The organism is Aquabacter sp. L1I39 (assembly GCF_017742835.1).
In the GTDB taxonomy this organism is placed as follows: domain Bacteria; phylum Pseudomonadota; class Alphaproteobacteria; order Rhizobiales; family Xanthobacteraceae; genus L1I39.
In genome coordinates this window covers 324,880-350,707 of sequence record NZ_CP072392.1, presented here as the reverse complement: position 1 = coordinate 350,707, position 25,828 = coordinate 324,880, and the positions used below count along the sequence as shown (strand labels likewise).

Sequence of the window (25,828 nt, the reverse complement as noted above, 5' to 3'; positions counted from 1 at the left end):
ACGATCAGACGGGAAATTATAGTCCAATATATGGACAAGTCAACTTCCTCCCCGTCGATGGAGGTACGCCATGGATCGCCGACATCTGCTGCTGTCCACCCTTGCGGGCGCCACGGCGCTTCTTGCCGCCCCGTTCATGGGCAGCCTGCCCGCGCAGGCGGATGCCTATCCTTCCCGGCCGATCCATCTGGTGGTGGGCTATGCCGCCGGCGGATCCACGGACCAGATCGCCCGCATCGTCGGCCAGAAGCTCTCCGAGGAGCTGGGCCAGCCGGTGGTCATCGACAACAAGCCCGGCGCGGGCGCGACCATCGCCTCCGACTTCGTCGCTAAGTCAGCCCCCGATGGCTACACGCTGTTCATGAGCACCATCGCCAACACCATCAACACCACGCTCTATCGCCGGCTGCCGTTCGATTTCGAGCGCGACTTCGCGCCAGTCTCGCTGGTGGCGACCGTGCCGAATGTCCTGGTGGTCAATCCCAGTGTTCCCGCCACTACGGTGCAGGAATTCATCGCGCTGGCGAAGAAGAACCCCGAGAAGATTTATTTCGCATCTTCAGGCAGCGGGTCGTCCATCCACCTGTCGGGCGAGCTGTTCAACATGGTGGCCGGCGTCAAGCTCACCCACGTGCCCTACAAGGGCAGCGCGCCGGCGGTGGTGGACTTGATGAGCGGACAGGTGCAGGCCATGTTCGACAACCTGTCCTCGTCGCTGCCCTACATCAAGGCCGGCAAATTGCGCGCGCTGGCGGTGACCTCCGCGACCCGCTCCCCCGCCGCGCCCGACATCCCCACCATGGCGGAAGCCGGCCTGCCCGATTGCGAGGTGCTGTCGTGGTTCGCGCTGGTGGCCCCGGCCAAGACCCCGCAGCCCATCATCGACAAGCTGAATGCCGCGGTGGTGAAGCTGCTCGCCGATCCCAGCACCAAGCAGCAGTTCGACAATATTGGCGCCGATCCCGCCTCCAGCACCCCGGCCGCGCTGGCCAAGCTCATTTCCTCTGAAACCGCCAAGTGGGCGAAGGTGGTGAAGACCTCCGGCGCCGAAGTGAACTGACCTTTTCCTTTCCAAACCTGCCGGCGGCGCGCCGCGCCCCGGCTCCTGACTTCCCCTTCCTGCCGCACGGACGCGGCGGGACGGGCCGTGCTTTGCCTCAAGGACCCTTCAGATGAACCAGCACGTCGACCTCAAGTCCGCTGCCGTCAACGGCGTCTATTCCATCACCGGCGGCGAGGCCGTCGCGCGCATGATCCTCGCTTATGGCGGCGGCGTGGTGTTCGGCATGGGCGGCTTCCAGCTCCTGCCTTTCTACGACGCGGCCCGGCGCCTCGGCCTCAAGCACATCCTCATCAATGACGAGCGCGCCGGCATCTTCGCGGCCGACGCCTATGCCAAGGTGTCCGGCCGCGTGGGCCTGTGCGACGCGACGCTGGGACCAGGAGCCACCAACCTCGTCACCGGTCTCATGGAAGCGCTGAATGCGGGCACCCCCCTCGTGGTGCTGGCCGGTGACACCCACCGCGCCCATTCCTGGAAGAACATGACCCAGGAATGCCGGCAGGTGGACCTGCTGCGCCCGGTCTCCAAGGAAGTCATCCGCGTGGAGATGGTCTCCCGCATTCCTGAGCTGGTGCGCCGGGCCTATACGGTGGCCACATCCGGCCGCCCCGGTCCCGTGGTGATCGACATTCCCGAGGACATCTCGCACGCGGTCCACGACTTCCCCGTCAGCGCCTTTGAGGTGGACACCCGCTTCCAGAGCGTTCCGGCCCTGCGCACCCGCCCCGATGGGGAGAGCATCGCGGAAGCGGCGGCCCGCATCGGCGCGGCCAAGGCGCCGGTGATCCTGGCGGGCGGCGGCGTGCACATTTCCGGCGCCGCCCAGGCGCTCACCGCCTTTGCCGAAGCCTTCAACATTCCCGTCGCCCATACGCTCTCCGGCAAGGGCGCCATTCCCTGCGCCAGCGCGCTCAATGCGGGCCTGTTCGGCCGCTATGACCGCATCGCCAACCCGCTGATCGAGGAGGCCGACCTCCTCATCGTGGTGGGCTGCAAGCTGGGCGAGATCGCCACCAAGCGCTACACCATCCCCTCCCCGGGCAAGGCACTCATTCACCTGGATTGCGTGGCCGAGGAGTTCGACCGCACGGTGCCGTCCGCCGTGAAGCTCTGGGGCGATGCCCGCCTCGGCATCGAGGATCTCGCCACCGCGCTCGCCCCGTCCCGCGAGGCGCTCGCGGCCCGCTGGGCCGGCCGCCCCGCCGACATCGCCGCCCGCATGGCGGCCTGGCGCACCAAGGTGGGCGACCGGCTGAACTCGCAGGAGACGCCGGTGGACATCGCCCGCCTCCTCACCGAGATCAACGCGGCCATGCCGGAGGACGGATATCTGGTGGCCGATGGCGGCTTCGCGGCCCATTGGGGCGGGCTCTTGTTCGATTCCCCCCGCGCCGGCCGCTCCTTCGTGCCTGATCGCGGCTCGGCCTCCATCGGCTATGGCCTGCCCGGCGCCATCGGCGCGGCGCTCGCCGCCCGCCCGGCCCCGGTCTTCGCGCTGACCGGCGATGGCGGCTTCAACATGATGCTGGGCGAGCTGGAGACCGCCCGCCGGCTGGAATTGGACTTCGCCGTCATCGTTATCAACAACGCCGCCTCCGGCTATGTGAAGGCGCTCCAGCACCTCATGTATGGCCAGGGCGCCTACCAGTCCTCGGACCTGAGCGAGATCGACTATGCGGCGGTGGCCAATGCCATGGGCTGCCGCGGCATCCGCGTGGAGCGGCCGGAGGATGTGGCGGGTGCCTTGAAGGCGGCCCTCGTGCCCTGCGGCGTGCCGACCGTCATCGACGTGGTGGTGACGCGCGATCCCTCCAAGATGCTGCCCGGCGTCGACAGCCGCACGGTGCAGATCAAGCCCGGCGACCGCATCGCCTGAGGGCGCGGGACACACGCAAGACAACGGCCCGCGAGATCGTCTCGCGGGCCGTTCTTATTTGAAGCGCCGCCTCAGGCGGCCAGCAGCGCCAGCAGCTTCTCCCGGGCGTCGTCCGTGAAGGGCGCCGCCTTGCGGATGCGGCGGTCCACATTGACCGTGACGGCCTTCAGCGTCGCGGCCGCCCGTTCGCCGGCAAACAGCGCCTGTCCGAACACAACGGACGAGCGGCGCACCTCCACCACCCGGCAGGCGCCGTCCACCGCGCCGGGATAGTGAAGCTCTCCCACGAAATCCACCTCGAGATGCACGAGCATGTAGGTCTGCTCGTCATTGAGCACCAAGGGCGTATGGCCGGCGATGAAGCGCTGGCGAGCGCTCTCCATCATGGCGAGGAAGGACAGGTTGTTGACGTGGCCGTTCAGGTCGAGGTCGGCGAAGCGGATCTGCTCGGTGGTGAAGAAGCCGAACGATGACCGCTGGCGCAGGTCGATGGCGGGAGGGGTGTCGCTGGTGCCGGACATAAGCGGCCTCAATAGGTGGTGGGCCAAGTGGCGAGCCGGCGCAGGCCGATGCCGCCGGTGGGGCGGCGGGCATGGAGCGCGCGCATGCGGATCAGCCAGTCGCGGGTCTCGGGCGGCGAAATCACGGTCTGCGCCATGAAGGGCTCCGCCAGCGCATAGGCCGAGGTGTCGCGGGCGAGCTCCGCCTCCAGTTCCGCATAGCGCTCAGGCCCCTCGCCGGGCTTCAGGCGATGCAGCACGTTCATGGCCGGCTGACGGCCCATGAGGCTGACCTCGGCGGTGAACCAGGCGGCCATCTCGTCCGCATAGCCCGCGCCCATATTGAGATGCGCCTGGCCATAGGACTTGCGCAGGATGACCGAGAGCTTTGGCACCGTGGCCGCCCCCAGCGCCTGCAGATAGTTCATGATCTTGCCCGGCATCTTCTGCCGCTCGCCGGCCGCGCCCACCAGGAAGCCGGGTGTGTCGGCGAAGGTGATGAGCGGGATGTTGAAGCTGTCGCACAGGACAATGAAGCTCACGACCTTGTCGCAGGCATCCGCATCGAGCGCGCCACCTTTGTGCTGGGGGTTGATGGCAATCACGCCCACGGTCTCGCCCGCAAGGCGCGCAAGGCCCGTATAGGCCACGGGCGCGAAGCGCTCCTTCAGCGGGAAGAGGGTGCCGGCATCGAAGATGATCTCCAGCATGCGCCGCACGTCATAGGTGCGCTTGGGGCTTTCGGGCAGCAGGTCCAAAAGCTTGTCCTGGTCCCCGCCCGGCGCGCCGGGGGCGATGCGGGGCGGCAATTCCTGGCCGTGGGAGGGCAAATAGGACAGGAAGCGCTTGATGAGGTCGAGGGCCTCCTCGTCCGTGTCCACCGCCCGGTCCACCACGCCGGTCACCTGCGTCTGCACCTCCCAGCCTCCGAACTCGCGCGGATCGTTGGCCTCCGCCAGCGCCACGGAGGTGACATGCTCGCTGGAGACGGCCATCACCGCCCCCTTCCGCATCACAACGAAGTCGGACATGGAGGCGTAGAAGGAGCCGTCGCCATAGGTCAGGCCCAGGATGGCCGCCGCCCAGGGCGAGGAGCGGTCGCGCCAGAGTTCGGAATGCTCGCCCGCCCGGTGCAGGCCCTGTGCGCCCATGATGTCGGGGATGCGCGAGCCCGCGCATTCGTTCAGCAGCACCAGCGGCACGCCATTCTTGGCCGCATTGGCCTTGGCGTGGTGGAACTTCTTGTCGCCAATGGCGGAGGTGGATGCGCCGAGCGTGGTGAAGTCGGCCGCATGCACCACCACGGGCCGCCCCTCCACGAAGGCCGTGCCGCTCACATAGCCGTCCGCCGGCGAGCGATGATGATCCTCCGCGCGGGCGGAGACGGCCAGCAGGCCCCATTCGGCGAAGCTGCCGGCATCGGTGAGATGCGCCACCCGCTCGCGGGCATTGAGGATGCCGGCCTTCTTGCGCTCGGCGAGGCGCTTCGGGGATCCCATGGCGAGGGCGCGGGCGCGGCGGGCTTCCAGCTCCGCCCGTTCAGTCTCGAAAGCCATGTCAGTCGATCCAGGCCACGATCTGCTCGGCGGCGACCGCATCGCCCTCGCCCACCAGCAGCTCGGCCACGCGCCCGTCGCGGGGCGCCAGCACGGGAATTTCCATCTTCATGGATTCGATGAGCATCAGCTCCTGATACTCGGCGACGGTGTCGCCCACCGACACCAGGATCTTCCAGACAGCGCCGGAGACATCGGAGAGGACGGGGCATCTGCTCATCGGCATCGACCTTCTTGGGGAGGCTGTAACCCCGCCGGGCGCCCGGCGGGGACGGGGCAGGCTATTTGCCGAACACGAGGTTGGGCAGCCAGAGCGACAGGAACGGCACGTAGCTGACCACCATCAGCAGCACGAAGAGCAGGCACTCCAGGGGAAACACGCCCTTGGTGACCACGCTGAGCGGCTGCTTGGCCACGTTGGAGAGCACGAACAGGTTCAGGCCCACGGGTGCGGTCAGCAAGGCCAGTTCCATGTTGATGGTGATGACCACCGCGAAGTGCACGGGATCAATACCCATGGGGCCCAGCAGCGGCACCAGGATGGGCAGCGTGATCAGCATGATGGAGATGGCTTCCAGGAACATGCCCATGATGATCAGCAGCACGTTGATGATCAGCATGAACTGCCAGGGCTGGAGCCCGATTTCGGTGATGTAGCGCACCACCGCGCCAGGCACGCCGGAGGCGGTCAGCCACTGGGCGAAGGCCAGCGCCGTGGCGATGATGATGGTGATCACCGCCGCCCCCTGCACGGAATCGCCGATCTCGGAAAGCGAGTCCTTCCAGGAAAAGCCCTTGTAATAGAACAGGGCGATGAGCAGCGAGAGCGCCGCCGCCAGCACGGAAGCCTCGGTGACGGTGACATAGCCGCCATAGATGCCCACCGCCACCACCACGGGAAGGCTCAGCGCGGGGAGCGCGTGCAGCACCACCTGCGCAGCATCCTCGCGGCTGCGGCGGGGCTCGCGGGGGAGCTTGTGGCGATAGGCGTAGTACATGGAATAGCCGACGAAGATCGCCGCCTGGATCACCCCCGGCACCACCCCGGCCAGGAACAGGCGCGGCACGGATTCCTCGGCGATCAGCGCGAACAGGATCATGGCGAGGGAGGGCGGGATGAGGATGCCCAGCGTGCCCGAGGCCGCGAGCACGCCGAGCGTGAAGGGCATGGGATAGTCGCGCTGGCGCATGGCGGGCACCAGGATGCCGCCCATGGCGACCGCGGTGGCCACCGAGGAGCCGCAGATGGCGCCGAAGAGGGCGCAGGCCACCACCGCCACGATGGCCAGGCCCCCGCGCACCGAGCCCACCAGCATGCTCACCATGTCGATGAGCGCCTTCGCGACGCCCCCCTTCTGCATGAAGGAAGCGGCCATGACGAAGAAGGGCACTGCCAGCAGGGTCTCGGAATTCAGCCCGTCCAGCATCTTCTGGAACACGCCGATGAGCGGGTCGCCGTTCAGCGCGTACATGAGCATCGCCACCGTGCCCAGCACGAGGAACAGCGGCATGCCGATGGCGAGCATGGCGAAGAAGACGATGCCGAAAAGCTGGATCGTCATGGCTCAGATCTCCGCCGCGCTGTGGAGCGCCATGGTCTTTTCATCGAACTTCGCGAGATAGGCCCAGAAGCGCTGAACGAAGCGCAGCAGCAGCAGCACGCCGCCCACGGGGGCCGCCGCGTAATAGATCCACAAGGGGAAGGCGAGGCCGGTGGGGCTGCGTTCATCCAGGTCCCAGGCGTCGAAGGTCATCTGCCAGCCGTACCAGATGAGGCAGGCGGCAAAGACGATGCCCACCAGGCAGTTCACCACCTCCATCCAGCGCTGCGTGCGCACCGGCAGGTGGGAGATGAGGAAGTCCGCCCGCACATGGGAATCGATGCGCACCAGTTCGCTGATGCCCACGAACATGGCCCAGACCAGCATGTAGACCGCCACCTCGCCGAACCAGGTGATGGCAAAGGGGCGGAACAGCCAGACCGAGACGATCTGGTAGGAATACATCAGCAAGGCAATGGCCCCGATGAGGCCGACGAAGACCCGCTGCACCGTCGCGATCATGACCGCTCGACCTTCGCGCAAGAATGAGGACGGCCCGCGGGACACCGGGCCGAAGGGCCCAGCTCCCATCGGGTCGGCTGCCCGGGGATCAGGTGCTCTGCTTGAGCGCGGCGAGGGCCTGCTTCACCAGGTCGGGATCGATCTTGAGCTTGGGCACCAGTTCGTCCTGGGTGGACATGAGGCCCTTGCGGATGCCGTCCAGCACCCCCTGCTCCGGCCGCACCACGTTCACGCCATTGGCCGCGAGCGTGTCGAAGGCGCGCTGCTGGGCGGCAGTGGTCATGGCGCGGAACTCGGTGATGTGCTCCTTCCAGCTGCCCACAAGCAGGTCCTGGAGGGGCTTGGGCAGCTTGTCGTAGGCGGCCTGCGAGATCATGGGGATGTACTGGTGGAAGAACTGGCGCTCCACCACCGTGCACTTGATGCCGGAATCCCAAAGCTTTGCGGAGGCGACGCTCGCCGAGTTGGAATACATGGCGACGAAATTGCCCTGGCTGAGGGCCATCGGCACTTCCGCCCACGGCACCAGGATGGGATCGGCGCCGAAATAGCGAATGCGCGCCTCGGTGCCAGCGCCGCCGAAGGAGCGCACGCGCAGGCCCTTCAGGTCGAGGCTCGAGGAGATCTGCCGGGTGGAATGGGTGTCGCTATAGCCGTGATCGAGCCAGAAGCCGATCACCTTCACCTTCAGCTTCTCCTCGATCTGCTTGTTGATGGCCTGCCCGACGGCCCCGTCGCTGACCGGATGCATGGCCGCCTGCGGCACGCCGAAGAACATGGGCAGGAGGAAGATGTCGTTGTTGGGATCGATGCCGCCCAGCACCCAATTGCCCGGCATGGCCATGTCGATGGAGCCCTGGCGCAGGGCACGGGGCACGTTCACGTCGTTGAACAGCTGGGCCGAATGGAACAGCTCCACGTCGAGCTGGCCGTTGGATTCCTTGCGCAGGAGGTCCAGCCACTTGGTCACCACCGCGTGGCGGTGATGGCCGGGGGCATCGTCGGTGGACATCTTGAACTTGAAGACGGTCTGCGCCCGCGCCCCGATCGCCGGCATGGCGAGGCTGAGGCCGGCGGCGGCCGATGCGGCGAGAAAGCCGCGCTTGGTGAGCTTGATGGTGTTCATGTTCCCCTCTTTTTTATGTGCAGCCGCTCTGGTTCGGCCGGAGTGAAACCAACGCCCGTGAAACGTTCCTCTTACATGCCGATGAGATCGGCCTTGCGGAGCATGGCTCCGAACATGCGGATGGAGGCGACATCCACCATGGTGCCGTCCACCTGGATGGCACCCAGCCCCTGCGCCTCGGCCTCCTTGTAGGCGGCGGCGAGCTTGCGGGCCCGCGCCACCTCGCCGGCATCGGGGGTGAAGACGGAGAGCGCCCAGTCGATCTGGGCGGGGTGGATGGCCCACTTGCCGACACAGCCGAGCGTGAGAGACCGTGAGGCCTCCACCGTGTAGCCCTCGGGATCGCGGAAATCCGCATAGGGGCCGTCCACCGCATCGATGCCTGCGGCGCGGCAGGCCATCACCATGCGAAAGCGCGAATAGTGCCAGACATCGCCGGGATAGGGGCCGACCTTGCCGTCGGGCTTGATCAGCACGCCCATGGAGGCGGAAAAATCGCCCATGCCGAAGATGAGGGCTTCCAGGCGCGGCGAGGCCTTGGCGATCGCCTCCACATTCTGCAAGCCCTCCACTTCCTCGATCAGGGCTTCCAGGCCAATGGGCTTTTCCAGGCCGATATCCTGCTCCAGCTGGTTCAGCAGCGTGTCGGCGAACAGGATGTCGGCGGGGGTCTTCACCTTGGTGAGCATCAGCGTGTCGAGGCTCTCGCGCGCCCCGCTCACCACCTCGATGATGTCGCGATAGGCGTAGCGGGTGGAGAAGTCGTTGATGCGCACGCAGCGTGTCTTGCGCCCCCACTCATAGGTGGTGAGCGCCTCGATGATCTTGGCCCGCGCCTCGGCCTTCTGGCTGGGGGCGACCGCGTCCTCAAGGTCGAGGAAGACGTGATCGGCGAGCGAGGCGGCGGCCTTGCGCATCATCTTCTCGGACGAGCCGGGAACGGCGAGCTGGACACGGCGCAGGCGCTGGGGACGGGGCGAGGGGCTCATGCTGCGGTCTCTGCGGAAAGGGGGCGCAGGCGGCCGAAGGCACCGGCGGCGCGGAGGTTGGAAATGGCATCGGGAGAAAAGCCGGCCTCGGCCAGCACAGCGTCGGTGTGCTCTCCCAAGAGCGGCGCGCGGCGGCGGATGGCGCCGGGGGTGGCGGTCATCTTCACCGGCACGCCGGCGAGCGTCACGGGGGCGTCCATGCCCGGCTGCTCGACGGGCACGATCATCTCGCGGGCGGCGAAATGGGGGTCGGCCATGATCTCGGCCACGTCATAGACCGGGCCGAAGGGGATCTTGCCGCCCAGCAAGGCCAGAAGCTCCGCCTTGGTGTGGCGGCCGGTGAAGCCCGAGAGGATCTCGATCAGCGCCACCCGGTTGTCATAGCGCGCTTGCCAGGTGGAAAAGCGCGGGTCGGCGGGCAGGCTCGCGAGACCGCACAGGTCGCACAGCAGGGCGAACATGCGGTCGTCATAGGCGGTGATGGTGCACCAGCCGTCCAAGGTGGGGAAGGTGCCGAAGGGGCACAGGAAGGGATGCTGGTTGCCCTGCGGCACCGGCACCATGCCAGCATAGGCATATTGGTGCAGCACGCGCTCGCACAGGGCCAGCACGCTGTCCACCATGCTCACGTCCACGAACTGGCCCTCGCCCGTGCGTCGGGCATGATGGACCGCGCACACGATGCCGAAAGCCGCCAGCATGGCCGGCACGATGTCGCCCACCCCCGGCCCGATCTTGGTGGGCGCGCCGTTCTCCTCGCCGGTAATGGCCATGATGCCGCCGAAGGCCTGAGCCACCACGTCATAGGCCGGCCAGTCGCCATAGGGGCTCGCCTTGGTGCGCGGATCGCCGAAGCCGCGGATGGCGGCGTAGACGAGGCGGGGATTGCGGGCCTTCAGCGCCTCGTAGGAAAAGCCCAGCCGCTCCATGACCCCGGCGCGATAATTCTCCACCACCACGTCGGCGCCATCGATGAGCGCAAGCAGCGTCTCGCGCCCCTCGGCCGTCTTCAAGTCCAGGGTGATGGAGCGCTTGTTGCGGTTCACCGAGGCGAAATAGCCGGCGAAGGCCTTGAGCTGGTCGTCCGGGTGGAAGGGGCCGAAGGTGCGCGTCACGTCGCCATCGGGGGGCTCCACCTTGATCACGTCGGCGCCCTGGTCCGCCAGCATGGCGGTGCAATAGGGACCGGCGAGGAAGTGGGTCATGTCCACCACCTTCAGGTCCGCGAGGGCGCCGGCCGGCGCGGGCGCGCTCATGCCGCCGCCCCGTAGGCGCTGGCGCGCTTCACCAGCACCCGGCGCACGCATTCGCACACCACCACGTCGTCCTGGTTCACGCCCCAATGGCGGAAGGTGACGATGCCGGCATCGTCCCGGTCCGCGTCTTCCTTGGCCAGCACTTCGGAATAGGCATAGAGGGTGTCGCCGTGGAACACGGGGGACTTCAGCCTCAGCCCGGTCATGGAGAGTTCCGCCAGCGCATTCTCCGCCGTGTCCTGGCTGGCCATGCCGATGACAAGAGCGGTGGTGACCCCGCCAAAGACGACGCGCCGGCCGAACGGGGCGGTCTTCATCATGTGCTCGTCGAAATGGCCGGCGGCGGTGTTCATCACCAGATTGGTGAGGAGCACATTCTCCAGCGGTTCGACGGTCTTGCCCCGGGCGTGGCGCATCACCAGGCCCACCTCAAAGGCCTCGAAATAGCTGCCCGGCGCGGTGAGGGAGACCATATCCATCACAGCCTCCCCAGGATGGAATCGGAGATGACGCGCAGCTGGATCTCCGAGGTACCCTCGAACACCTTGGTCAGGCGCGCGTCGCGCCAGTGGCGCTCCACCGCGTGATGGGTGGTGTAACCGGCCCCGCCATGGATCTGCAGCGCATCGGAGGCGACGCGCTCGGCCATCTCGCTGGCCAGATACTTGGCCATGGAGGCCTCGCGGTCACAGCGCTCGCCGGTGTCGATGCGGTCGCACACATAATGGACGAACTGCCGGGTGCTCTCCACCTCCGCCGCCATGCGGGCGATCTTGAAGCGCGTCTCCTGGAAGGCGGCGATGGGCTGGCCGAACTGCACGCGCTCCTTGGAATAGGCGATGGCATCCTCCAGCGCCCCGCGTGCCACCCCCACCGCCCGCGCTGCTGTCTGGGCGCGGGCGCATTCCAGGCCCTGGGTGGCGTAATAGAAGCCCTTGCCTTCCTCGCCGATGAGGCTGTCCGCCGGGATGCGGAAATTGTCGAAGGCGAGCTCGTAGGTCTTCATGCCGAAATAGCCGATCTTGGGGATCGGCGACCCGGCCATGCCTTCCGGGAATTCGCCCCGCTTCTTCTCGAAGATGAACATGGACAGGCCGTGATGGCGCTTGTCCGGCGGCGCCTTGGAAGTGCGCGCCACCAGGATGATGAAGTCCGCCTCCTTGGCGAAGGTGCACCAGTATTTGTTGCCGGTGATGAGATAGCTGTCGCCGTCCTTCACCGCCCGGGTGGAGACGGAGGCGACATCCGAGCCGGCCGAGGGCTCCGACATGGCGAAGGCGCCCACCATCTCGCCCACCGCCATCTTCGGCAGGTAGTAGCGGCGCTGCTCCTCGCTCATCATGTGGCTGCCGATGAGCAAATTGCCGCGCACGATGATGGAGCCCACCGACATCCAGCCGCGCGCCAGCTCTTCCGACACCAGGCAATATTCAAAGCAGCCGAGGCCCAGGCCGCCATATTCTTCCGGGATCAGGATGCCGAAATAGCCAAGCTCGGCCAGCTTGTCGCGCAGCGCCATGGGGATGTCGGCGCGTTCGGGATCCAGCTTGTTGGCGAGCGGGGTCACCTCGCGCCGGGTGAATTCGCGGGCATGCTCCTGGATGGCGCGCCGCTCTTCGGTCATGTAGCTCATGGGGCCGCCTCCACCGGGGCCGCGCGCGGCACCATGTTGGTGCGCACGAAGGAAATCACGCGTTCGCCGCGCTGGTTGAAGCCTTCGGTGTGCCAGGTGGCGATGCCCATCATCGGGTTCTTTGCGGAGTCCCGAAGCCCCGTGACGGTGCTGCGGGCGGTCAGCGTGTCGTCCGGGTAGACCGGCGGGCCATATGCGAGATCATCGACCCCGAGGAAGGCGCCGCCCGCCTCGGACAGGTCCTCCACGGAGAGGCCGAGCACCAGTGTGAACACCATCAGCGGATTGACCGGCGTGTCGGAATGGCCGAGCGCCAGGGCATATTCCCGGTTGAAGTAAAGCGGGTTGAAATGCAGGGTCAGCGTCGAAAACAGCGCTGCCTCCGAATTGCGCAGGGTTCGCCCCCAATGGTGCTCAAACCGGCGGCCCACCTCGAACGCCTCGAAGGTGTTCCCCTTCCGCATCAGCACCGCCGAGCTGCGGAAATGTGTCGTCATTTCAAAACGATGCCTCCGGGAAGGACGGCAGGGTCAGGGCACCGAGAACGGCCGCCCTGCGCTGCTCAACTTTTGATCACGCTTAAATCGGTGCACTCAGGTTTGATCTGATGAAAAGGAATGTCAACGCCGAAATTTTCATGACATCAAAACTTGACACGAAAATTTTGATCACACTATTTGTCGAAACAGGCGGAGAGAGGCTTTCCGCCAGCGGGAGCGGCACCGGGAGCGCATCCATGGCGGGACGCAGCAGCAAGGGCACGGCGCAGGGAAGCACCCCGCGGGACGAGATGGCGCATGGCCGCGCCGCACCCGCGCCGGAGGCGCCTCCCTCGGCCGAGGCCGCCGCAAAGGCGCCCGCACGGCGGGGGCGCAGCGCGAAAGCAGGTATCGCCCCTCCCGAGCCCCAGCCCGAAGCCGCACCCGACGCGCCGGAGATGCGCGTCGCCAAGGCCGCCCCGCGCGGCGGCGCCAAGCGCAAGGCGGAGGCGGAGCCCGCCCCCTCTGCGGCAGACCTGACCGCCGACGACGTGCATGCGGAGGCCGATGCCCGCGTTGGCGCCGTGGTGCGGGCCGAACGCCTGCGCCGAGGCTGGTCGCTGGGCGCGCTGGCCGAGCAGGCCATGATCTCCATCGGCATGCTCAGCCAGATCGAGCGGGGCCTTGCCACCCCCTCCCTGCGCACCCTGCGGCTGCTGGCCGGCGCGCTGGACGTGCCCATCACCCAGTTCTTCGAGGGCGACAGCGTACCGCCCTCCGCCAATCCCTTCATCGTGCGCGCTCATGAGCGCCACTGCCTGAATCTCACCAATACCGGCATCAACAAGATGTTCCTGATGCCGCCGGGCACCAGCCTGCTGGAGATGTGGGAGTTCCGCTTCGCGCCAGGCGGCACCTCTGGCGGGGCGCTCTACAACCACAATGGCGAAAAGGCGGGCGTGGTCATACAGGGGCGCATCAAGCTCCTGATCGGAGACGAGACCTACACGCTGGAAGCCGGCGACAGCTTCCGCTTCTCCAGCATGCTGCGCCACCGGGTGGACAACGATTCCGACGAGGAAGCCCGCGTCTTCTGGGTGGTCACCCCGCCCGCTTCCGGCGGCCGCGCACCCTCCCGCCAATAGGCTTTCCCGAACATCCGAGGCGACGGCGATGAAGAAGGTTCTGGTGGCCAATCGCGGCGAGATCGCCCGGCGGGTGTTCCGCTCCTGCCGGACCCGGGGGCTTGCCACGGTCGCCGTCTATTCGGAGGCGGACGCAAGCGCCGCCCATGTCGGCGAGGCGGACGAGGCCGTTCTCATCGGCCCCGCCCCGGCCCGCGAGAGCTATCTGAAGGCGGAGGCGGTGATCGCCGCCGCGCGCGCCACGGGCGCCGATGCGGTGCATCCCGGCTATGGCTTCCTCGCTGAAAACGCCGCCTTCGCGCAGGCGGTGCAGGAGGCAGGACTCAGCTGGATCGGTCCGGCGCCGGACACGATCCGCGACATGGGCGACAAGGAACGCGCGCGGGAGATCGCTCGCCGCGCGGAGGTGCCCGTGGTGCCCGGCAGCGCCCGCTTCCCGCTGGATGCGCAGGGCTGGCAAGGAGCGGCCGATAAGGTGGGCTATCCGCTGCTGGTAAAAGCGGCGGCGGGCGGCGGCGGCATCGGCATGCGCCGCGTGGACGGGCCGGAGGGGCTTGCCCCGGTGGTGGCCGCCACACGCTCCATGGCCGCCCGCGCCTTCGGCGACGGCACGGTCTATTTCGAGCGCTATGTCCCCCGCGCCCGCCATGTGGAGGTGCAGGTGTTCGGCTTCGGCGACGGACAGGCCGTGCACCTGTTCGAGCGCGACTGCTCCCTTCAGCGGCGCTTCCAGAAGGTGATCGAGGAAAGCCCCGCCCCCGGCCTGCCGGAGAGCGTGCGGGCCGCCATGGCGCAGGCGGCGGTGAAGCTGTGCGCGGCCACCCGATATGCGGGCGCGGGCACGGTGGAGTTCATCCTGGATGTGGCCACCGGTGATTTCTTCTTCCTGGAGATGAACACCCGCATCCAGGTGGAGCATCCGGTCACCGAAAGCGTCACCGGCCTCGACTTGGTGGGCCTGCAACTGGACTTTGCCGCCGGCACCCTCGGCCAGCTGGTGCAGGAGGACGTGGCAACGCACGGCCACGCCATCGAATGCCGGCTCTATGCGGAAGATCCGGCGCGCAATTTCCTACCCTCGCCGGGCCTCATCACCGCCTATGCGCCGCCGCCCGCCGCGCCCTGGCTGCGCATCGATGCGGCCTATGGTGCGGGCGACACCATCACCCCCTTCTACGATCCGCTCATCGCGAAGGTGATCGCCCATGGGGCGACGCGCGAGGAGGCGCGCGCCCACGCCCGCGCGGCGCTGGAGGCCTTCACCCTGGAGGGGCCGGCCAACAACCGCGCCTTCCTGATCGCCTGCCTCGCCGACGCGGACTTCGCGGCGGGGGAGGTCGACACCGCCTTCATCGACCGCCGGCGCGCCCTGCTGGTGCCCGCGCGGACAGCGGCGGCCTGACAAAGGCAGTCGCCGGCCCGACACCTCGATCCCGCACGTTCAGCCACCGGAAGCCTCTTCCGGGACTGCCTTGGCTCGTCCGCTCGCCGAACCCTTGTCCCACCCTCAGGAGATGGAATTCCCCATGACCACCCCCGCACCGATCGAGCGCTATGGCATCGGGCCGCGCATGTCCCAGATCAGCATCCATGGCGGCGAGACCGTCTATCTGGCCGGCCAGGTGGCCAAGGCCAAAGCGGGCGCTTCCATCCGCGAGCAGACGGAGGAGATCCTCGCCAATATCGACGCGCATCTCGCCAGCGTCGGCAGCAGCAAGGCACGCCTGCTCCAGGCCACCATCCTGCTGTCGGACATGGCGAATTTCGATGAAATGAATGCCGTGTGGGATGCCTGGGTGCCGGAAGGCAACACGCCCGGCCGCGCCTGCTACGAGGCCAAGCTCAACCGCGCCGCGTTGGGCGTGGAAGTGATCGTCATCGCCGCCCGCTAGCGCCGAAAACGGACACCCCAAAAACGCGAACGGCCGGCGAATGCCGGCCGTTGCTGTGCACATCGATGCGAAGATCAGGTCTTCGTGCTCTTCTTGGCCGGGGCCTTGGTCACGGGAGCCTTCAGAACCGGCGCCTTCGCCGCAGCGGCCGGCTTGGCGGCGGGCTTCGTGACCGGCTTGGTCAAGGGCTTCGTGACCGGCTTGGACGCGGCCTTGGCGGGCGCCTTGGTCTTGGGCGCAGCAGCCTTCACGACGTCCTTGGCAGGCTTGCTCTTCGCATCCGCCTTCGGAGCCTCAGGCGCGACTTCCGCCGGCGCAGCTTCAGCGGCCGGAGCCACAGCCTTGGCGGCAGCCTTCTTCACCGCAGGCTTCTTAGCCACAGGCGCCTTCGTCACAGGCGCCTTCGTCACAGGCGCCTTGGCAGCGGCCTTCGGAGCAGCGGCCTTCACCTCAGCCTGCGGCTCCGCCGGCTTTGCGTCAGAAGCTGCCGCCGGGCCAGTCTTCGCAGCGCCCGTCTTAGTCCGTTGGGTGCTTTTAGAACGCTCCTGGGTTGGAGCGGCTTCGGCAGGCGCGGGGGTCGCGGCCGGCGCGTCCGCGATGGCCGTCTTCGCCGCCGCCTTGCGGGGCGCCTTGGCCTTCACGGGAGCGGCGGGAGCCGGAGCCGGAACGTCCACCACCGGGGCCTCGGGGGCGAGGGCCGGAGCCTCCACTGCCACGATAGCCTTGGCGGACGCCTTGCGGGGCGCAGCCTTGCGAGCGGGCTTGGCAACCGGCTTGGCAGCAGCAGCCTGCGCCTCGACGGGCGCAGGCGCTTCCACCGGCGCGGGCGCCTCTGCCTTCACCTCGGGAGCAGGAGCGGCAGCCTTGGCCTTGCCAGCGCGACCCTTGGGGGCGGCGGGAGCCTTTTCCACAACGGGGGCCGCAGCGGCGGGCGCCTCAGCCGGCGCCTTCTCGGCCACCGTCTTGCGGGTCGCCTTGCGGGCGGGCGCCTTGGGGGGAGTTGGAGCGGCCTCAGCTGCAGGCGCAGCGGGAGCTTCCACGGGCGCAGGCGCCGGGGCAGCCTTTGTGGCCTTGGCGGCCGACTTCACGGCAGGCTTGGCAGCCGCAGCCTTGGGCGCGGAAACTTTGGGCGCGGCAACTTTGGGGGCGGATTTGGCTGCCACCGGCTTCGCCTTCGCGGCGATGGGCGCCTCGGCGGGCTTTTCAGCAGGCTTGGCAGCAGCCGTAATCTTGGCAGCCTTGGCAGGAGCGGCGGCCTTCGGCGCAGGAGAGGTGCTCGCGCTCGCCTTGGGGGCGGCGGCGGGCTTCTCGTCAGCCGTCGCGGTCGCCTTGGCAGCGGCCTTTCCGGCGGCCTTGGAAGGGGCCTTGGATGCAGCCTTGGCGGGAGCCTTCTCGGGCGCCTTGGGGGCTTCGGCCGGCGCGGCCTTCACGCTCTTCACCTTCGCAGGGGCCTGGGTGAGGGCCGAAGCAGCCAGGGCCTTGATCTCCTCGGGGGTCAAGCTCGCCGGATCTTTCAGGGCTTTCGCCGCGATCTTGCTCACCGAGGGACCCGTGACTTCGCTCTTTGCCATCAACGCCTCCAATTCCTTGAGCCGGCGCAGACGCATAAGCCGAACAGGCATGACCGCCAGCCTTCGGATGGATGCCCCGGAGATGTGTCGAATTGGTTAATGAATTCAGCAAGAGCAAGGCAAAAGTGCTGTGAGGAGGTTATTTTTCTTAAGCAATACGAAACATAACAAGAACATCGACGTCATCGGCCTGTCGAGACCCTCGGCTAGGGTTGCCCTCGCGAATCACTGCCGCGGCGGCGCGGCGTGCGTATGGCCGGTGCGCGGGGGCGCTCGAGCCGGCCCAAAGCGAGAGAAAACTCCTTCAGACGGAGGCCAAGATGACCCAGCACGGACCCGAGCGCGCGCCCCTCCATGGCCGCCCGTCCATCGTCTTCACCTGCCGCGACAATGGCGGCCTCAGCTTGTTGGCGGAAGCTCTCGCCAATCACGGCCAGCCCCATTTGCGGGCCTTTTCCGCCAGCGCCGAGCGCGCCGGCCCGGTGGACCTTGCCGCCGTGGAATGCCTGCACGGCGCTCGTGTGCCGGCGGACGGGCTCTCCGCCAAGCCGCTCGAACTGTTCGCGCTGGCTGGTGCGCCGCGCATCCATGCGGTGGTGGCCATGGTGGAGGCGGTGCATGGCGAGGCGAGCCGCTTTGCCGCCCGCTGCGGCGCGCGCTTACATCTGTGGCGGTTCGAGGAGGTGGCCCACCTGGCGGATACCCATGCCCGTCGCCTCGCCTATCGCCGCCTACTGCCGGCCCTGCGTGCCGCCATCGGCGAATTGCCCGCAACCCTGCCGGTCGCGGCGTGATCTGAAACGAAAGTGGCCGGAGGCGCAGGCCCCCGGCCGTCTTGGCATCACGCAGCCGTCTTGGCATCGCGCAGCCGTCTTGGCATCGCGCAAGAGCGGCGCTCAGTCCGCGATGCGGCCGCCCAATTCGTCCTCGATATGGATGCGGATGATCTCGTCGAAGCTGGTCTCCGAAACAAAGCCCAGTTCGGTCGCCCGCCGCGCGTCGAACTTGCGCGGCCAGCCGGCAACGATGCCCTCGATCACCGGATCGGGCGCGCGGCGAATGCGGGCCACCGCCTTGTCCCCGGCCACGCGCCGCAGCGCCTCGATCTGCTCGCCCACGGTTACGGCCAGCCCCGGCATGGTGAAGTTGCGGCGTGCTCCGAGGGGCGCCGTATCCAGCAGCGCCGCATGGATGAGGAAGCCCGCCGCCGAGCGCGGCGAGGCATGCCAGTGCATCACCTCGTCAGAGACCGGCAGCACCGCCTCCTGGCCCGCCAGCGGCTCGCGGATGATGGAGGAGAAGAAGCCGGACGCAGCCTTATTTGGCTTGCCCGGGCGCACGCAGATGGTGGGCAGGCGGATGCCCACCCCATCGAAGAAGCCGCGTCGCGAATAGTCCGCCAGCAGCAGTTCGCAGATGGCCTTCTGGGTTCCGTAGGAGGTGAGCGGCGTGTGGAAGAATTCGTCGCCGATGGCCTCCGGGAAGGGCGCGCCGAACACCGCGATGGACGAGGTGAAGACGAGGCGCGGGCAATAGCCCTCGATGGCCCGCACCGCATCGAACAGGAAGCGCGTGCCGTCCAGGTTGATGCGGTAGCCCTTCTCGAAATCCATCTCCGCCTCGCCCGAGACGATGGCGGCCAGGTGGAAGATCACGTCCGGCCGATCCGCCAGAAGCGCCGCCGCCTCGCCGGGCACGGAGAGGTCGGAGACGCGGGCCTCGATGGGGAACGGTGCCTCGGTGCGGGCGGGGGCCACCACATCGTGCGCGGTCAGCGCGGTGATGGGAGACGCGCCGAGGCGGCCCTCGCGGGCGAGACGCTCGATGAGCTTGCGGCCGACCATTCCGGCGCCGCCGATGACGAGAATGCGCATGGGTTCAATCCTGCCAAACAGCCGCCCTCAGAGCGACCAGCCGCCGTCAATGATGTGGATCTGGCCGGTGGTGAAGGCGCTTTCCTCGCTGGCGAGATAGAGCGCGAGATTGGCGATCTCCTCCGGCGTGCCGAGCCGACCCATAGGCTGACGGCCGACGAAATCGGCCTGTACGGCGGCGATGGAGCGCCCGGTCTGCGCCGCCACCGCGGCAATGCGCTCGTCCAGCGAGGGCGACTGCACCGTGCCGGGGCAGATGGCATTCACGCGGATGCCCTTGGCCACATAATCGGCGGCCACCGCCTTGGTCAGGCCGATGATGGCGGCCTTGGTGGCGCCATAGGCATAGCGGTTGGGCACGCCCTTCACCGAGGAGGCGGCGGAAGCGATGTTGACGATGGAGCCGTGGCCCTTCTCCAACATGCCAGGCACGAAGGCGGTGAGCGTGCGGTGGATGGACTTCACGTTGAGATCGAAGGAGAAGTCCCAGTCCTTTTCGCTGCACTCCAGGAGCGAGCCCTGGTGCACATAGCCGGCGCAATTGGCGAGCACGTCCACCGGGCCGATCTCCTGGGCGAGCGCGTTGACCGCCTGCGTGGACAGCACGTCCAGCACCCGCGCCTCGCCGCCGAAGCCGTTCAGCTTGGCAAGGTCGAGATCGGTGGCCACCACGGTTGCGCCTTCGCGCACATAGATGTCGGCGATGGCCCGGCCGATCCCCTGCCCCGCCGCCGTGACGAGGCAGGTCTTTCCCTTCAAGCGTCCACCCATGGTTTCCATCCCTTCGTGTGGTCTTTTGACAGGCCGGCTTTGCGCCGGCCCGATTGGTGTGCGGGCCTCAGGCCCGGTCGCGCAGATCCTCCAGGCGCGCCTTCTGGCGGCCGTCGGCGTCGAAATTGTCCGCAGAAAGCCAGGCCTCGAAGGCCGCCTTCGCGCGCGGCCACTCGGTGTCGAGCAGGGAGAACCAGGCGGTGTCCCGGTTGCGGCCCTTGACGATCATGTGCTGGCGGAACAGCCCCTCATAGGTGAAGCCCAGGCGCTTGGCCGCCGCGCGGGAAGGCGCGTTGAAGGCGTTGCACTTCCATTCATAGCGGCGATAGCCGAGATCCTCGAAGGCGTGGCGGGCCATGAGATACATGGCCTCGGTGGCCGCCGGCGTGCGCTGGAGCGCGCGGGTATAGAGGATGTTGCCCACCTCGATCACCCGTTGGGCGGGCTCGATGCGCATATAGGTGGCGTGCCCCACCGCCTTGCCGCTCGCAGGGTCCACCAGCGCGAACAGAAGCGGGTCGGCCTTGGTGGCGGCTTCCGCATAATAGCGGCGGAAGGTGGTCTCGTCCGGGAAGGGGGCGGGGGAGAGATAGGTCCACAGCGCCTCGTCGCCCGGCCCGTGCGAGGCGGCATAAAGATCGGCGGCATGGAGATCGCAGTCGAAGGGCACCACGTGGATGTGGTGCCCTTCGTGACGCACCCGCTCGGGCCGGCGCGCGGCAGGCCCCTCCACGATGTCGCCGAGAGGCTGTCCGGACGCCGGTGCGTCGGCGGATGACTGAGACATAGCAAGACCTGCAAGCTAAGCCTAGAGCCGACGAAACAGCCGGCTCGCAAGGCGGGAAGGACACGTTCGGCCCGGGAAAGCACCGGGCCGGACGGCACCTTAGTGGTTGTCGCGCGGCACGCCCATGGTCTGGGCGACGCGCTGGTACTTCACCGCCGGCTTCAGCACCATGCCCTCGTCGAACTGCTCCACCATGCTGCGCTGGATCTCCTGCCAGGGGGTCTGGCTCTTGGGGATCGGGAAGCCGCCCTTGGCTTCCAGCTCCGCGCGCCGCTCGGTGAGTTCCGCGTCCGAGATGAGGATGTCCGCCGACCCCGTATTGAGGTCGATGCGCACCCGGTCGCCGGTGCGCAGCAGGGAGAGCCCGCCGCCCGCCGCCGCCTCGGGCGAGGCATTGAGGATGGAGGGCGAGCCCGACGTGCCGGACTGGCGGCCGTCGCCGATGCAGGGCAGCGCCTTCACGCCCGCCTTCAGGAGGGCCGCGGGGGGCTGCATGTTCACCACTTCCGCGCCGCCGGGATAGCCGATGGGGCCGGTGCCGCGGATGAACAGCAAGGTATGCTCGTCAATGCCGAGGCTCGGATCGTCGATGCGGTGGTGATAGTCCTCCGGTCCCTCGAACACCACGGCGGGCCCCTCGAAGGCGTTGAGGTCGTCGGGGTTGGAGAGGAAGCGGGCGCGGAATTCCTCGGAGATGACCGAGGTCTTCATCACCGCATTGTCGAACAAATTGCCGCGCAGCACGATGAAGCCGGCATCGGCCTTGAGCGGATCGTCATAGGAACGGATCACGTTGCGATCCCACGAGAACTGCCCCTTGCAATTCTCGCCCATGGTGCGCCCATTCACGGTGAGCGCGCTTTCATGGATCTTGCCGGCGCCGATCAGCTCGGCCACCACGGCCGGAATGCCGCCGGCGCGGTGGAATTCCTCGCCCAGGAACTCGCCCGCCGGCTGCATGTTCACCAGCAGCGGGATCTTGTGGCCCACCGCCTGCCAGTCGTCCACGGTCAGCGAGACGCCCACATGGCGGGCGATGGCGTTGAGATGGATGGGGGCATTGGTGGAGCCGCCAATGGCGGAATTGACGCGGATGGCGTTCTCGAACGCCTCGCGGGTGAGGATGTCGGAGGGCTTCAGATCCTCCCACACCATGTCCACGATGCGCTTGCCGGTCTCATAGGCGATCTGGCCGCGCTCCCGATAGGGCGCGGGAATGGCGGCGCAGCCGGGCAGCGACATGCCCAGCGCCTCGGCCAGCCCATTCATGGTGGAGGCGGTGCCCATGGTGTTGCAATGGCCCACCGAGGGGGCGGAGGAAGCCACCACGTCCATGAAGGTGTCGTAGTCCAGCTTACCCTCGGCATGCTCCGCGCGGGCCTTCCACACCACCGTGCCGGAGCCGGTGCGCTCGCCCTTCCACCAGCCGTTCAGCATGGGGCCGCCGGAGAGCACGATGGCCGGGATGTTCACGGTGGCCGCCGCCATGATGCAGGCGGGAGTGGTCTTGTCGCAGCCGGTGGTCAGCACCACGCCGTCCAGCGGATAGCCGTATAGGATTTCCACGAGGCCGAGATAGGCCAGATTGCGGTCGAGCGCGGCGGTGGGGCGCTTGCCGGTCTCCTGGATGGGATGGACCGGAAATTCAAAGGGGATGCCGCCCATGGCGGCGATGCCCTCGCGCACCCGCTTGGCCAGTTCGATATGGTGGCGGTTGCAGGGGGAGAGGTCCGAGCCGGTCTGGGCAATGCCGATGATGGGCTTGCCGGACTGCAGTTCGGCGCGGGTGAGGCCGAAATTCAGGTAGCGCTCCAGATAGAGCGCGGTCATGCCCGGATTGTCGGGATTGTCGAACCAAAGCTGAGAGCGCAGGCGCCGTTCCGTCGCAGCCCCGTTCTGGTTCTTCTTGTCGTGCGGACCGGCCATGGATGTCTCCCTTCGACCCGCCTGGGGGCGGGAATTTCAATCGATTTGATTTGGCGAATTTATGCGCCGCCGCCGCCGGGAAATCAATTCCGATTGGAGCGGTTCGCAACAGACGTGCACCTTGTGCATGGCAGCAAGGAGGGACGCGGCGCCCGCACCCATGGCGCAGTTCGGGTAGCCTCGGCACGGGCCATTCCCCGTCGCGGCGCATCGTCCTCTCCCCCAGGGCGAAGCCCGTGGCGAGAGCCCGATGGCGCGGCTGCGCGGTGAGCGGGGTGCCGCGCGGCAGGTCGCCGCGCTCCACCAGCCTGCGGAACGGGCCGCAGAGGCAAGGAGCGGGATCATGCCCCCGAGACCCTTTGGGCCGATGTAAGCCTGGACCCGACCGAAAGCGCCAAGGCATAAGGCGTGATCCACCGCGCGCGGGGCACGCCGCTCCGCGCACGAGGAACGACATTGCAATCCCAACAGGGGCGATACCGATCATGGCGCAGACTGAGGCAAGTGCCGGCTCACCCCCCGCCTTCCCTGCTCCCTCCTGCCCCGTCTCGCGCAGCGCGCTTCCGCTGGAGGGCGTGGGCGCCGATGGGCAGCCCGCGGCCCTGACGGTACTGCGGTTCGGCGCCCTTGGCGCCCGGCCCAAGGCCTATCTCCAGGCGGGGCTCCATGCGGATGAGTTTCCGGGCATGCTGGCGCTGCGCCACCTTGCCGCACGGCTGCAAGATCTAGCCGCGCGGGGCGAGATTGCCGGCGAGATCATCCTGGTGCCGCAGGCCAATCCGCTGGGCCTCGCCCAGCATCGCTTCGGCTTTCTCCAAGGACGCTTCCACGAGGCGAGCGGCGCCAATTTCAACCGCGGCTATCCCGACCTTGCCGCCGTCATTGGCGACGAAATCACCCCCCGCCTCGGCCCCGACCCGGCCGCGAACGTCGCCGCCATCCGCGATGCCATGGGCGCCGCGCTGGCGGGGATGGCCGCCCGAGGCGAGATGGAACGCCTGCGCCTCACCCTCATGGGCCTAGCCTATGACGCCGACATCGTCCTCGACCTGCATGCGGACAACGAGGCGTTGCTGCATCTTTATGTCGGCACCCCGCTCTGGCCCGACGCCCAGGACATCGCCGCCGAGATCGGAGCGCGCGCCGTTCTGCTGGCGGAAGTCTCCGGTGGCAACCCGTTCGACGAGGCCTGCAGTGGCCCCTGGTGGACGCTGGCGAAGCGCTTTCCGCACATCCCCATCCCGCCCGCCTGCCTCTCCGCCACGCTGGAACTGCGCTGCAACGACACGGTGGACGATGCCCTTGCCGCCCGGGACGCGGCGGCGCTGGAGCACATTCTGCGGCGCCGGGGGATGATTGCCGGCGGCGAGGCGGAGGCTCTCCCGCCCCTGCTATGCGAAGCGACGCCCCTGGAGGCCATGCAACAGTTGCGCTCCCCCGCTTATGGCCTCATCGCGTATGGCCGGCGCTTGGGCGACAGCGTGCAAGCGGGCGAGGAAGTGGCGCGCATCATCGATCCCGTGGGCGAGAGCGTGCCGGTGCTGGCCGCCACCGACGGCCTGCTCTTTGCCCTGCACAGCCAGACCTATGCCTGGCCCGGCAAGGTGATCGGCAAGATTGCCGGCGCCCACGCCTTGCCCGAGCGCACCGGCAGGCTATTGACCGACTGACGTCCCCTTACCTCCCGGCGCCGCTTGGACCTTGAATTCCGGCAAAACGTGCGCGCTCTTGGAACATTTTATGGCCCACGGATTGATGGGTGACAGGTCACGGCCCCGCAAGGGAATGCCCGCCGCCACGGCGTGCCGCTGCGCCTCGTCACCTTCGTGGTGCGCGACAAGCAGATGTACCCGTCGGACGTGGGACTCCACGCCGAGGACATGGTGGCCAATGCCTGGAAGCAGCAGGCCGCCGCCGCCCAGGCCCAGACGATGGACCAGCTTCCCGACGACATCACGGCCACCGCCACCATCGGCGACGGCCGCGACTGGAAGCACGCCATCGCCAATGTGGGCTGGCTGAAGGGCGACATCCTGGTGGCCGGCGCCCATCACGAACAGGGCGTCTGGGCCTTCCTCTTCGGCACCGCCTTCACGCGCCTGCTGCGCTATGCCAGCGTGCCGGTCTTGGCGGTAGATTGAGGGACGGTTGGGAAACGGACGCGCGCGCTCTCGGGAGGGAGGGCGCGCGGCGGGATAAGATCCTCTACCCCAAGCAACGTCGAGGATTAATATTAACTGACTGACGGCACTTTTTGAAAATCAACTAACGACCTTTTCTCTGGATTTCAGTAATTTGATGTGCCCATGGGCCCAGCCGTGGCCTGGGCACGCATCAAATGCATATAGTATGTCAGACACCAGATCCACGAATTCCTTGAGCGTATCGAAGTCAACGCTGCGCTTGACACCATGCGCCACTTGATTGCGCTGTGTAACCCACTTCAGGAGCAATCTTTCCATCTCCGTTGGTAGAGGGAAATAACTCGGATCGATGCCTCGGGAAGCGTGAAGTTGAGGTATGACGTCTTTCAATATTGCAGTAACCGGGGGCGACGGCAACCTGTCGATGAGGGCCTCCCCACCGGGCAGCAGGAACGACAGATGCTTCTTTAAGCCGGCCTCCAAGGCTGCAAAAGTAATGAGAAGCGCGCTACGCGGGGCTGAATCAATCAGAACGCGAGCTTCGCAGAGTAGTTCATGCGCAATTGGCTCTACATAGTTTGACGCCACAAGCGTTGCGGCTTCTTTCAGACTGACCTCATCCACCTCAAACGGCGCGACGGTTAAAAATGAAGCATCAATTTTCCGAGGGACAGGGCTCCAGATGTTACCATCCTCCGACCAGTCGAGACTACCAAATCGGAACGGTTGATGACCTAGTGCCGCCGATTGACGCCATCGCAATGTGCGAATGTGAGTCTTCAAAGTCTCTCGGGCACGTTTGCGAAATGTGTCCAACCAGGGCTTTGCACCGGAGGGGAGCAAATCAAATGGTATCGCCCAGCCCTCTTTGACCTTGCCGAACTCATCCACAATCGTTCCCTGGATGCCGTCGCAAGGTACTCCCTTCTGCAAAGGTTGATCCAGCAGAAGCCGGTCTTCGCGAAGCGCCCTTAACGTGTCCGCCACGCGAGAGGGAGGGCTGCAGTGCGACACCAAATCCACCCGGACTTCATTTCCTTTCGAACTACGATGCAGTTCAATTCTGTTATTACTATCAATACATACCGAGATCGGAATTTTATCTTCGAATCGAAATCTTATCAAACCTTCAATCATACAATTCATCTTGAAAAGCATTGCCGAGCTCCACAGGCCC

General features: G+C 67.0%; 25 protein-coding genes. 8 read left to right on the top strand and 17 right to left on the bottom strand.

All coding sequences use genetic code 11. The annotated features are described in order from the left end of the window. Positions 1 to 70: 70 nt before the first annotated feature. Both J5J86_RS01585 and J5J86_RS01580 read left to right on the top strand, forming a co-directional pair. Positions 71 to 1,060, top strand: coding sequence for a tripartite tricarboxylate transporter substrate binding protein (locus tag J5J86_RS01585; protein ID WP_209103160.1), 990 nt, complete (start codon positions 71 to 73; stop codon positions 1,058 to 1,060). Positions 1,061 to 1,172: 112 nt separating this feature from the next. Continuing rightward, positions 1,173 to 2,939: a thiamine pyrophosphate-binding protein gene (locus J5J86_RS01580; protein WP_209103159.1), complete on the top strand. Its 1,767-nt coding sequence runs from the start codon at positions 1,173 to 1,175 to the stop codon at positions 2,937 to 2,939. A 71-nt stretch (positions 2,940 to 3,010) separates the two neighbouring features. Here the strand turns inward: J5J86_RS01580 and J5J86_RS01575 are convergent, their stop codons facing one another. From J5J86_RS01575 to J5J86_RS01525, 11 genes are all read right to left on the bottom strand, one after another. Continuing rightward, entirely contained in the window at positions 3,011 to 3,460 is a 450-nt protein-coding gene (locus tag J5J86_RS01575) for an acyl-CoA thioesterase (RefSeq protein ID WP_209103158.1), read from the bottom strand. Positions 3,461 to 3,468: 8 nt separating this feature from the next. Then, complete coding sequence (locus tag J5J86_RS01570) at positions 3,469 to 4,995, bottom strand: acyl-CoA carboxylase subunit beta (protein WP_209103157.1); 1,527 nt, start codon at positions 4,993 to 4,995, stop codon at positions 3,469 to 3,471. Position 4,996: 1 nt separating this feature from the next. After that, positions 4,997 to 5,215 (bottom strand): acetyl-CoA carboxylase biotin carboxyl carrier protein subunit, encoded by a 219-nt coding sequence (locus J5J86_RS01565; RefSeq protein ID WP_209103156.1) that lies wholly within the window; start codon positions 5,213 to 5,215, stop codon positions 4,997 to 4,999. A 61-nt stretch (positions 5,216 to 5,276) separates the two neighbouring features. Next, complete coding sequence (locus J5J86_RS01560; protein ID WP_209103155.1) at positions 5,277 to 6,557, bottom strand: TRAP transporter large permease; 1,281 nt, start codon at positions 6,555 to 6,557, stop codon at positions 5,277 to 5,279. Between the two features lie 3 nt (positions 6,558 to 6,560). Continuing rightward, entirely contained in the window at positions 6,561 to 7,058 is a 498-nt protein-coding gene (locus J5J86_RS01555; protein WP_209103154.1) for a TRAP transporter small permease, read from the bottom strand. A gap of 88 nt (positions 7,059 to 7,146) precedes the next feature. Next, positions 7,147 to 8,184, bottom strand: a complete 1,038-nt coding sequence (gene dctP / locus J5J86_RS01550) for a TRAP transporter substrate-binding protein DctP (protein WP_209103153.1) — start codon at positions 8,182 to 8,184, stop codon at positions 7,147 to 7,149. 71 nt (positions 8,185 to 8,255) lie between these two features. Further along, positions 8,256 to 9,173, bottom strand: coding sequence for an HpcH/HpaI aldolase/citrate lyase family protein (locus tag J5J86_RS01545; RefSeq protein WP_209103152.1), 918 nt, complete (start codon positions 9,171 to 9,173; stop codon positions 8,256 to 8,258). Beyond that, entirely contained in the window at positions 9,170 to 10,429 is a 1,260-nt protein-coding gene (locus J5J86_RS01540; protein ID WP_209103151.1) for a CaiB/BaiF CoA transferase family protein, read from the bottom strand. Before J5J86_RS01540 ends, J5J86_RS01545 begins: the two co-directional genes overlap by 4 nt. Then, positions 10,426 to 10,908 carry a MaoC family dehydratase gene (locus J5J86_RS01535; RefSeq protein ID WP_209103150.1) on the bottom strand — a complete coding sequence of 161 codons (483 nt, stop codon included), beginning with the start codon at positions 10,906 to 10,908 and terminating at the stop codon, positions 10,426 to 10,428. Before J5J86_RS01535 ends, J5J86_RS01540 begins: the two co-directional genes overlap by 4 nt. Continuing rightward, positions 10,908 to 12,062, bottom strand: coding sequence for an acyl-CoA dehydrogenase family protein (locus tag J5J86_RS01530; RefSeq protein ID WP_209103149.1), 1,155 nt, complete (start codon positions 12,060 to 12,062; stop codon positions 10,908 to 10,910). Before J5J86_RS01530 ends, J5J86_RS01535 begins: the two co-directional genes overlap by 1 nt. After that, positions 12,059 to 12,559: a MaoC family dehydratase gene (locus tag J5J86_RS01525; protein ID WP_209103148.1), complete on the bottom strand. Its 501-nt coding sequence runs from the start codon at positions 12,557 to 12,559 to the stop codon at positions 12,059 to 12,061. The genes J5J86_RS01530 and J5J86_RS01525 overlap by 4 nt, the downstream gene beginning before the upstream one ends. A 239-nt stretch (positions 12,560 to 12,798) precedes the next feature. Between J5J86_RS01525 and J5J86_RS01520 the strand changes: the two genes are divergently transcribed. The 3 genes from J5J86_RS01520 to J5J86_RS01510 all read left to right on the top strand — a co-directional run bounded on the left by J5J86_RS01520 (position 12,799) and on the right by J5J86_RS01510 (position 15,578). Next, complete coding sequence (locus J5J86_RS01520; protein ID WP_209103147.1) at positions 12,799 to 13,686, top strand: helix-turn-helix domain-containing protein; 888 nt, start codon at positions 12,799 to 12,801, stop codon at positions 13,684 to 13,686. 28 nt (positions 13,687 to 13,714) lie between these two features. Beyond that, positions 13,715 to 15,088 carry an acetyl-CoA carboxylase biotin carboxylase subunit gene (locus J5J86_RS01515; RefSeq protein WP_209103146.1) on the top strand — a complete coding sequence of 458 codons (1,374 nt, stop codon included), beginning with the start codon at positions 13,715 to 13,717 and terminating at the stop codon, positions 15,086 to 15,088. Between the two features lie 124 nt (positions 15,089 to 15,212). Then, positions 15,213 to 15,578 (top strand): RidA family protein, encoded by a 366-nt coding sequence (locus J5J86_RS01510; RefSeq protein ID WP_209103145.1) that lies wholly within the window; start codon positions 15,213 to 15,215, stop codon positions 15,576 to 15,578. A 74-nt stretch (positions 15,579 to 15,652) separates the two neighbouring features. Here J5J86_RS01510 and J5J86_RS01505 read toward each other — a convergent pair whose 3' ends face one another. Continuing rightward, entirely contained in the window at positions 15,653 to 17,149 is a 1,497-nt protein-coding gene (locus tag J5J86_RS01505) for a hypothetical protein (RefSeq protein WP_209103144.1), read from the bottom strand. A 320-nt stretch (positions 17,150 to 17,469) separates the two neighbouring features. On the opposite strand from J5J86_RS01505, the gene J5J86_RS01500 reads away from it, so the two are divergent. Next, positions 17,470 to 17,943 (top strand): hypothetical protein, encoded by a 474-nt coding sequence (locus J5J86_RS01500; protein ID WP_209103143.1) that lies wholly within the window; start codon positions 17,470 to 17,472, stop codon positions 17,941 to 17,943. 102 nt (positions 17,944 to 18,045) lie between these two features. Here the strand turns inward: J5J86_RS01500 and denD are convergent, their stop codons facing one another. From denD to J5J86_RS01480, 4 genes are all read right to left on the bottom strand, one after another. Continuing rightward, complete coding sequence (gene denD, locus J5J86_RS01495) at positions 18,046 to 19,023, bottom strand: D-erythronate dehydrogenase (RefSeq protein WP_209103142.1); 978 nt, start codon at positions 19,021 to 19,023, stop codon at positions 18,046 to 18,048. 27 nt (positions 19,024 to 19,050) lie between these two features. Further along, positions 19,051 to 19,794: an SDR family oxidoreductase gene (locus J5J86_RS01490; protein ID WP_209103141.1), complete on the bottom strand. Its 744-nt coding sequence runs from the start codon at positions 19,792 to 19,794 to the stop codon at positions 19,051 to 19,053. 67 nt (positions 19,795 to 19,861) lie between these two features. Next, entirely contained in the window at positions 19,862 to 20,581 is a 720-nt protein-coding gene (locus J5J86_RS01485; RefSeq protein ID WP_209103140.1) for a GNAT family N-acetyltransferase, read from the bottom strand. A 99-nt stretch (positions 20,582 to 20,680) separates the two neighbouring features. Continuing rightward, complete coding sequence (locus J5J86_RS01480; RefSeq protein WP_209103139.1) at positions 20,681 to 22,507, bottom strand: IlvD/Edd family dehydratase; 1,827 nt, start codon at positions 22,505 to 22,507, stop codon at positions 20,681 to 20,683. Positions 22,508 to 22,992: 485 nt separating this feature from the next. Between J5J86_RS01480 and J5J86_RS01475 the strand changes: the two genes are divergently transcribed. Together J5J86_RS01475 and J5J86_RS01470 are read left to right on the top strand one after the other, a co-directional pair. Further along, on the top strand, positions 22,993 to 24,177 hold the full coding sequence (locus J5J86_RS01475; protein WP_209103138.1) for a succinylglutamate desuccinylase/aspartoacylase family protein: 1,185 nt from the start codon (positions 22,993 to 22,995) through the stop codon (positions 24,175 to 24,177). 132 nt (positions 24,178 to 24,309) lie between these two features. After that, complete coding sequence (locus tag J5J86_RS01470) at positions 24,310 to 24,648, top strand: universal stress protein (RefSeq protein ID WP_209103137.1); 339 nt, start codon at positions 24,310 to 24,312, stop codon at positions 24,646 to 24,648. Positions 24,649 to 24,768: 120 nt separating this feature from the next. Here the strand turns inward: J5J86_RS01470 and J5J86_RS01465 are convergent, their stop codons facing one another. Next, the gene (locus J5J86_RS01465; protein ID WP_209103136.1) at positions 24,769 to 25,809 is read right to left on the bottom strand and encodes a hypothetical protein; all 1,041 of its coding nucleotides are present in this window, start codon (positions 25,807 to 25,809) and stop codon (positions 24,769 to 24,771) included. Between the last annotated feature and the right edge of the window lie 19 nt (positions 25,810 to 25,828).

What these genes read in the sequence shown, in the direction of transcription:
- J5J86_RS01585 (WP_209103160.1), top strand. Translation starts at nt 71, where the DNA reads ATGGATCGCCGACATCTGCTGCTGTCCACCCTTGCGGGCGCCACGGCG.
- J5J86_RS01580 (WP_209103159.1), top strand. Translation starts at nt 1,173, where the DNA reads ATGAACCAGCACGTCGACCTCAAGTCCGCTGCCGTCAACGGCGTCTAT.
- J5J86_RS01575 (WP_209103158.1), bottom strand. Translation starts at nt 3,460, where the DNA reads ATGTCCGGCACCAGCGACACCCCTCCCGCCATCGACCTGCGCCAGCGG.
- J5J86_RS01570 (WP_209103157.1), bottom strand. Translation starts at nt 4,995, where the DNA reads ATGGCTTTCGAGACTGAACGGGCGGAGCTGGAAGCCCGCCGCGCCCGC.
- J5J86_RS01565 (WP_209103156.1), bottom strand. Translation starts at nt 5,215, where the DNA reads ATGAGCAGATGCCCCGTCCTCTCCGATGTCTCCGGCGCTGTCTGGAAG.
- J5J86_RS01560 (WP_209103155.1), bottom strand. Translation starts at nt 6,557, where the DNA reads ATGACGATCCAGCTTTTCGGCATCGTCTTCTTCGCCATGCTCGCCATC.
- J5J86_RS01555 (WP_209103154.1), bottom strand. Translation starts at nt 7,058, where the DNA reads ATGATCGCGACGGTGCAGCGGGTCTTCGTCGGCCTCATCGGGGCCATT.
- dctP (WP_209103153.1), bottom strand. Translation starts at nt 8,184, where the DNA reads ATGAACACCATCAAGCTCACCAAGCGCGGCTTTCTCGCCGCATCGGCC.
- J5J86_RS01545 (WP_209103152.1), bottom strand. Translation starts at nt 9,173, where the DNA reads ATGAGCCCCTCGCCCCGTCCCCAGCGCCTGCGCCGTGTCCAGCTCGCC.
- J5J86_RS01540 (WP_209103151.1), bottom strand. Translation starts at nt 10,429, where the DNA reads ATGAGCGCGCCCGCGCCGGCCGGCGCCCTCGCGGACCTGAAGGTGGTG.
- J5J86_RS01535 (WP_209103150.1), bottom strand. Translation starts at nt 10,908, where the DNA reads ATGGATATGGTCTCCCTCACCGCGCCGGGCAGCTATTTCGAGGCCTTT.
- J5J86_RS01530 (WP_209103149.1), bottom strand. Translation starts at nt 12,062, where the DNA reads ATGAGCTACATGACCGAAGAGCGGCGCGCCATCCAGGAGCATGCCCGC.
- J5J86_RS01525 (WP_209103148.1), bottom strand. Translation starts at nt 12,559, where the DNA reads ATGACGACACATTTCCGCAGCTCGGCGGTGCTGATGCGGAAGGGGAAC.
- J5J86_RS01520 (WP_209103147.1), top strand. Translation starts at nt 12,799, where the DNA reads ATGGCGGGACGCAGCAGCAAGGGCACGGCGCAGGGAAGCACCCCGCGG.
- J5J86_RS01515 (WP_209103146.1), top strand. Translation starts at nt 13,715, where the DNA reads ATGAAGAAGGTTCTGGTGGCCAATCGCGGCGAGATCGCCCGGCGGGTG.
- J5J86_RS01510 (WP_209103145.1), top strand. Translation starts at nt 15,213, where the DNA reads ATGACCACCCCCGCACCGATCGAGCGCTATGGCATCGGGCCGCGCATG.
- J5J86_RS01505 (WP_209103144.1), bottom strand. Translation starts at nt 17,149, where the DNA reads ATGGCAAAGAGCGAAGTCACGGGTCCCTCGGTGAGCAAGATCGCGGCG.
- J5J86_RS01500 (WP_209103143.1), top strand. Translation starts at nt 17,470, where the DNA reads ATGACCCAGCACGGACCCGAGCGCGCGCCCCTCCATGGCCGCCCGTCC.
- denD (WP_209103142.1), bottom strand. Translation starts at nt 19,023, where the DNA reads ATGCGCATTCTCGTCATCGGCGGCGCCGGAATGGTCGGCCGCAAGCTC.
- J5J86_RS01490 (WP_209103141.1), bottom strand. Translation starts at nt 19,794, where the DNA reads ATGGGTGGACGCTTGAAGGGAAAGACCTGCCTCGTCACGGCGGCGGGG.
- J5J86_RS01485 (WP_209103140.1), bottom strand. Translation starts at nt 20,581, where the DNA reads ATGTCTCAGTCATCCGCCGACGCACCGGCGTCCGGACAGCCTCTCGGC.
- J5J86_RS01480 (WP_209103139.1), bottom strand. Translation starts at nt 22,507, where the DNA reads ATGGCCGGTCCGCACGACAAGAAGAACCAGAACGGGGCTGCGACGGAA.
- J5J86_RS01475 (WP_209103138.1), top strand. Translation starts at nt 22,993, where the DNA reads ATGGCGCAGACTGAGGCAAGTGCCGGCTCACCCCCCGCCTTCCCTGCT.
- J5J86_RS01465 (WP_209103136.1), bottom strand. Translation starts at nt 25,809, where the DNA reads ATGCTTTTCAAGATGAATTGTATGATTGAAGGTTTGATAAGATTTCGA.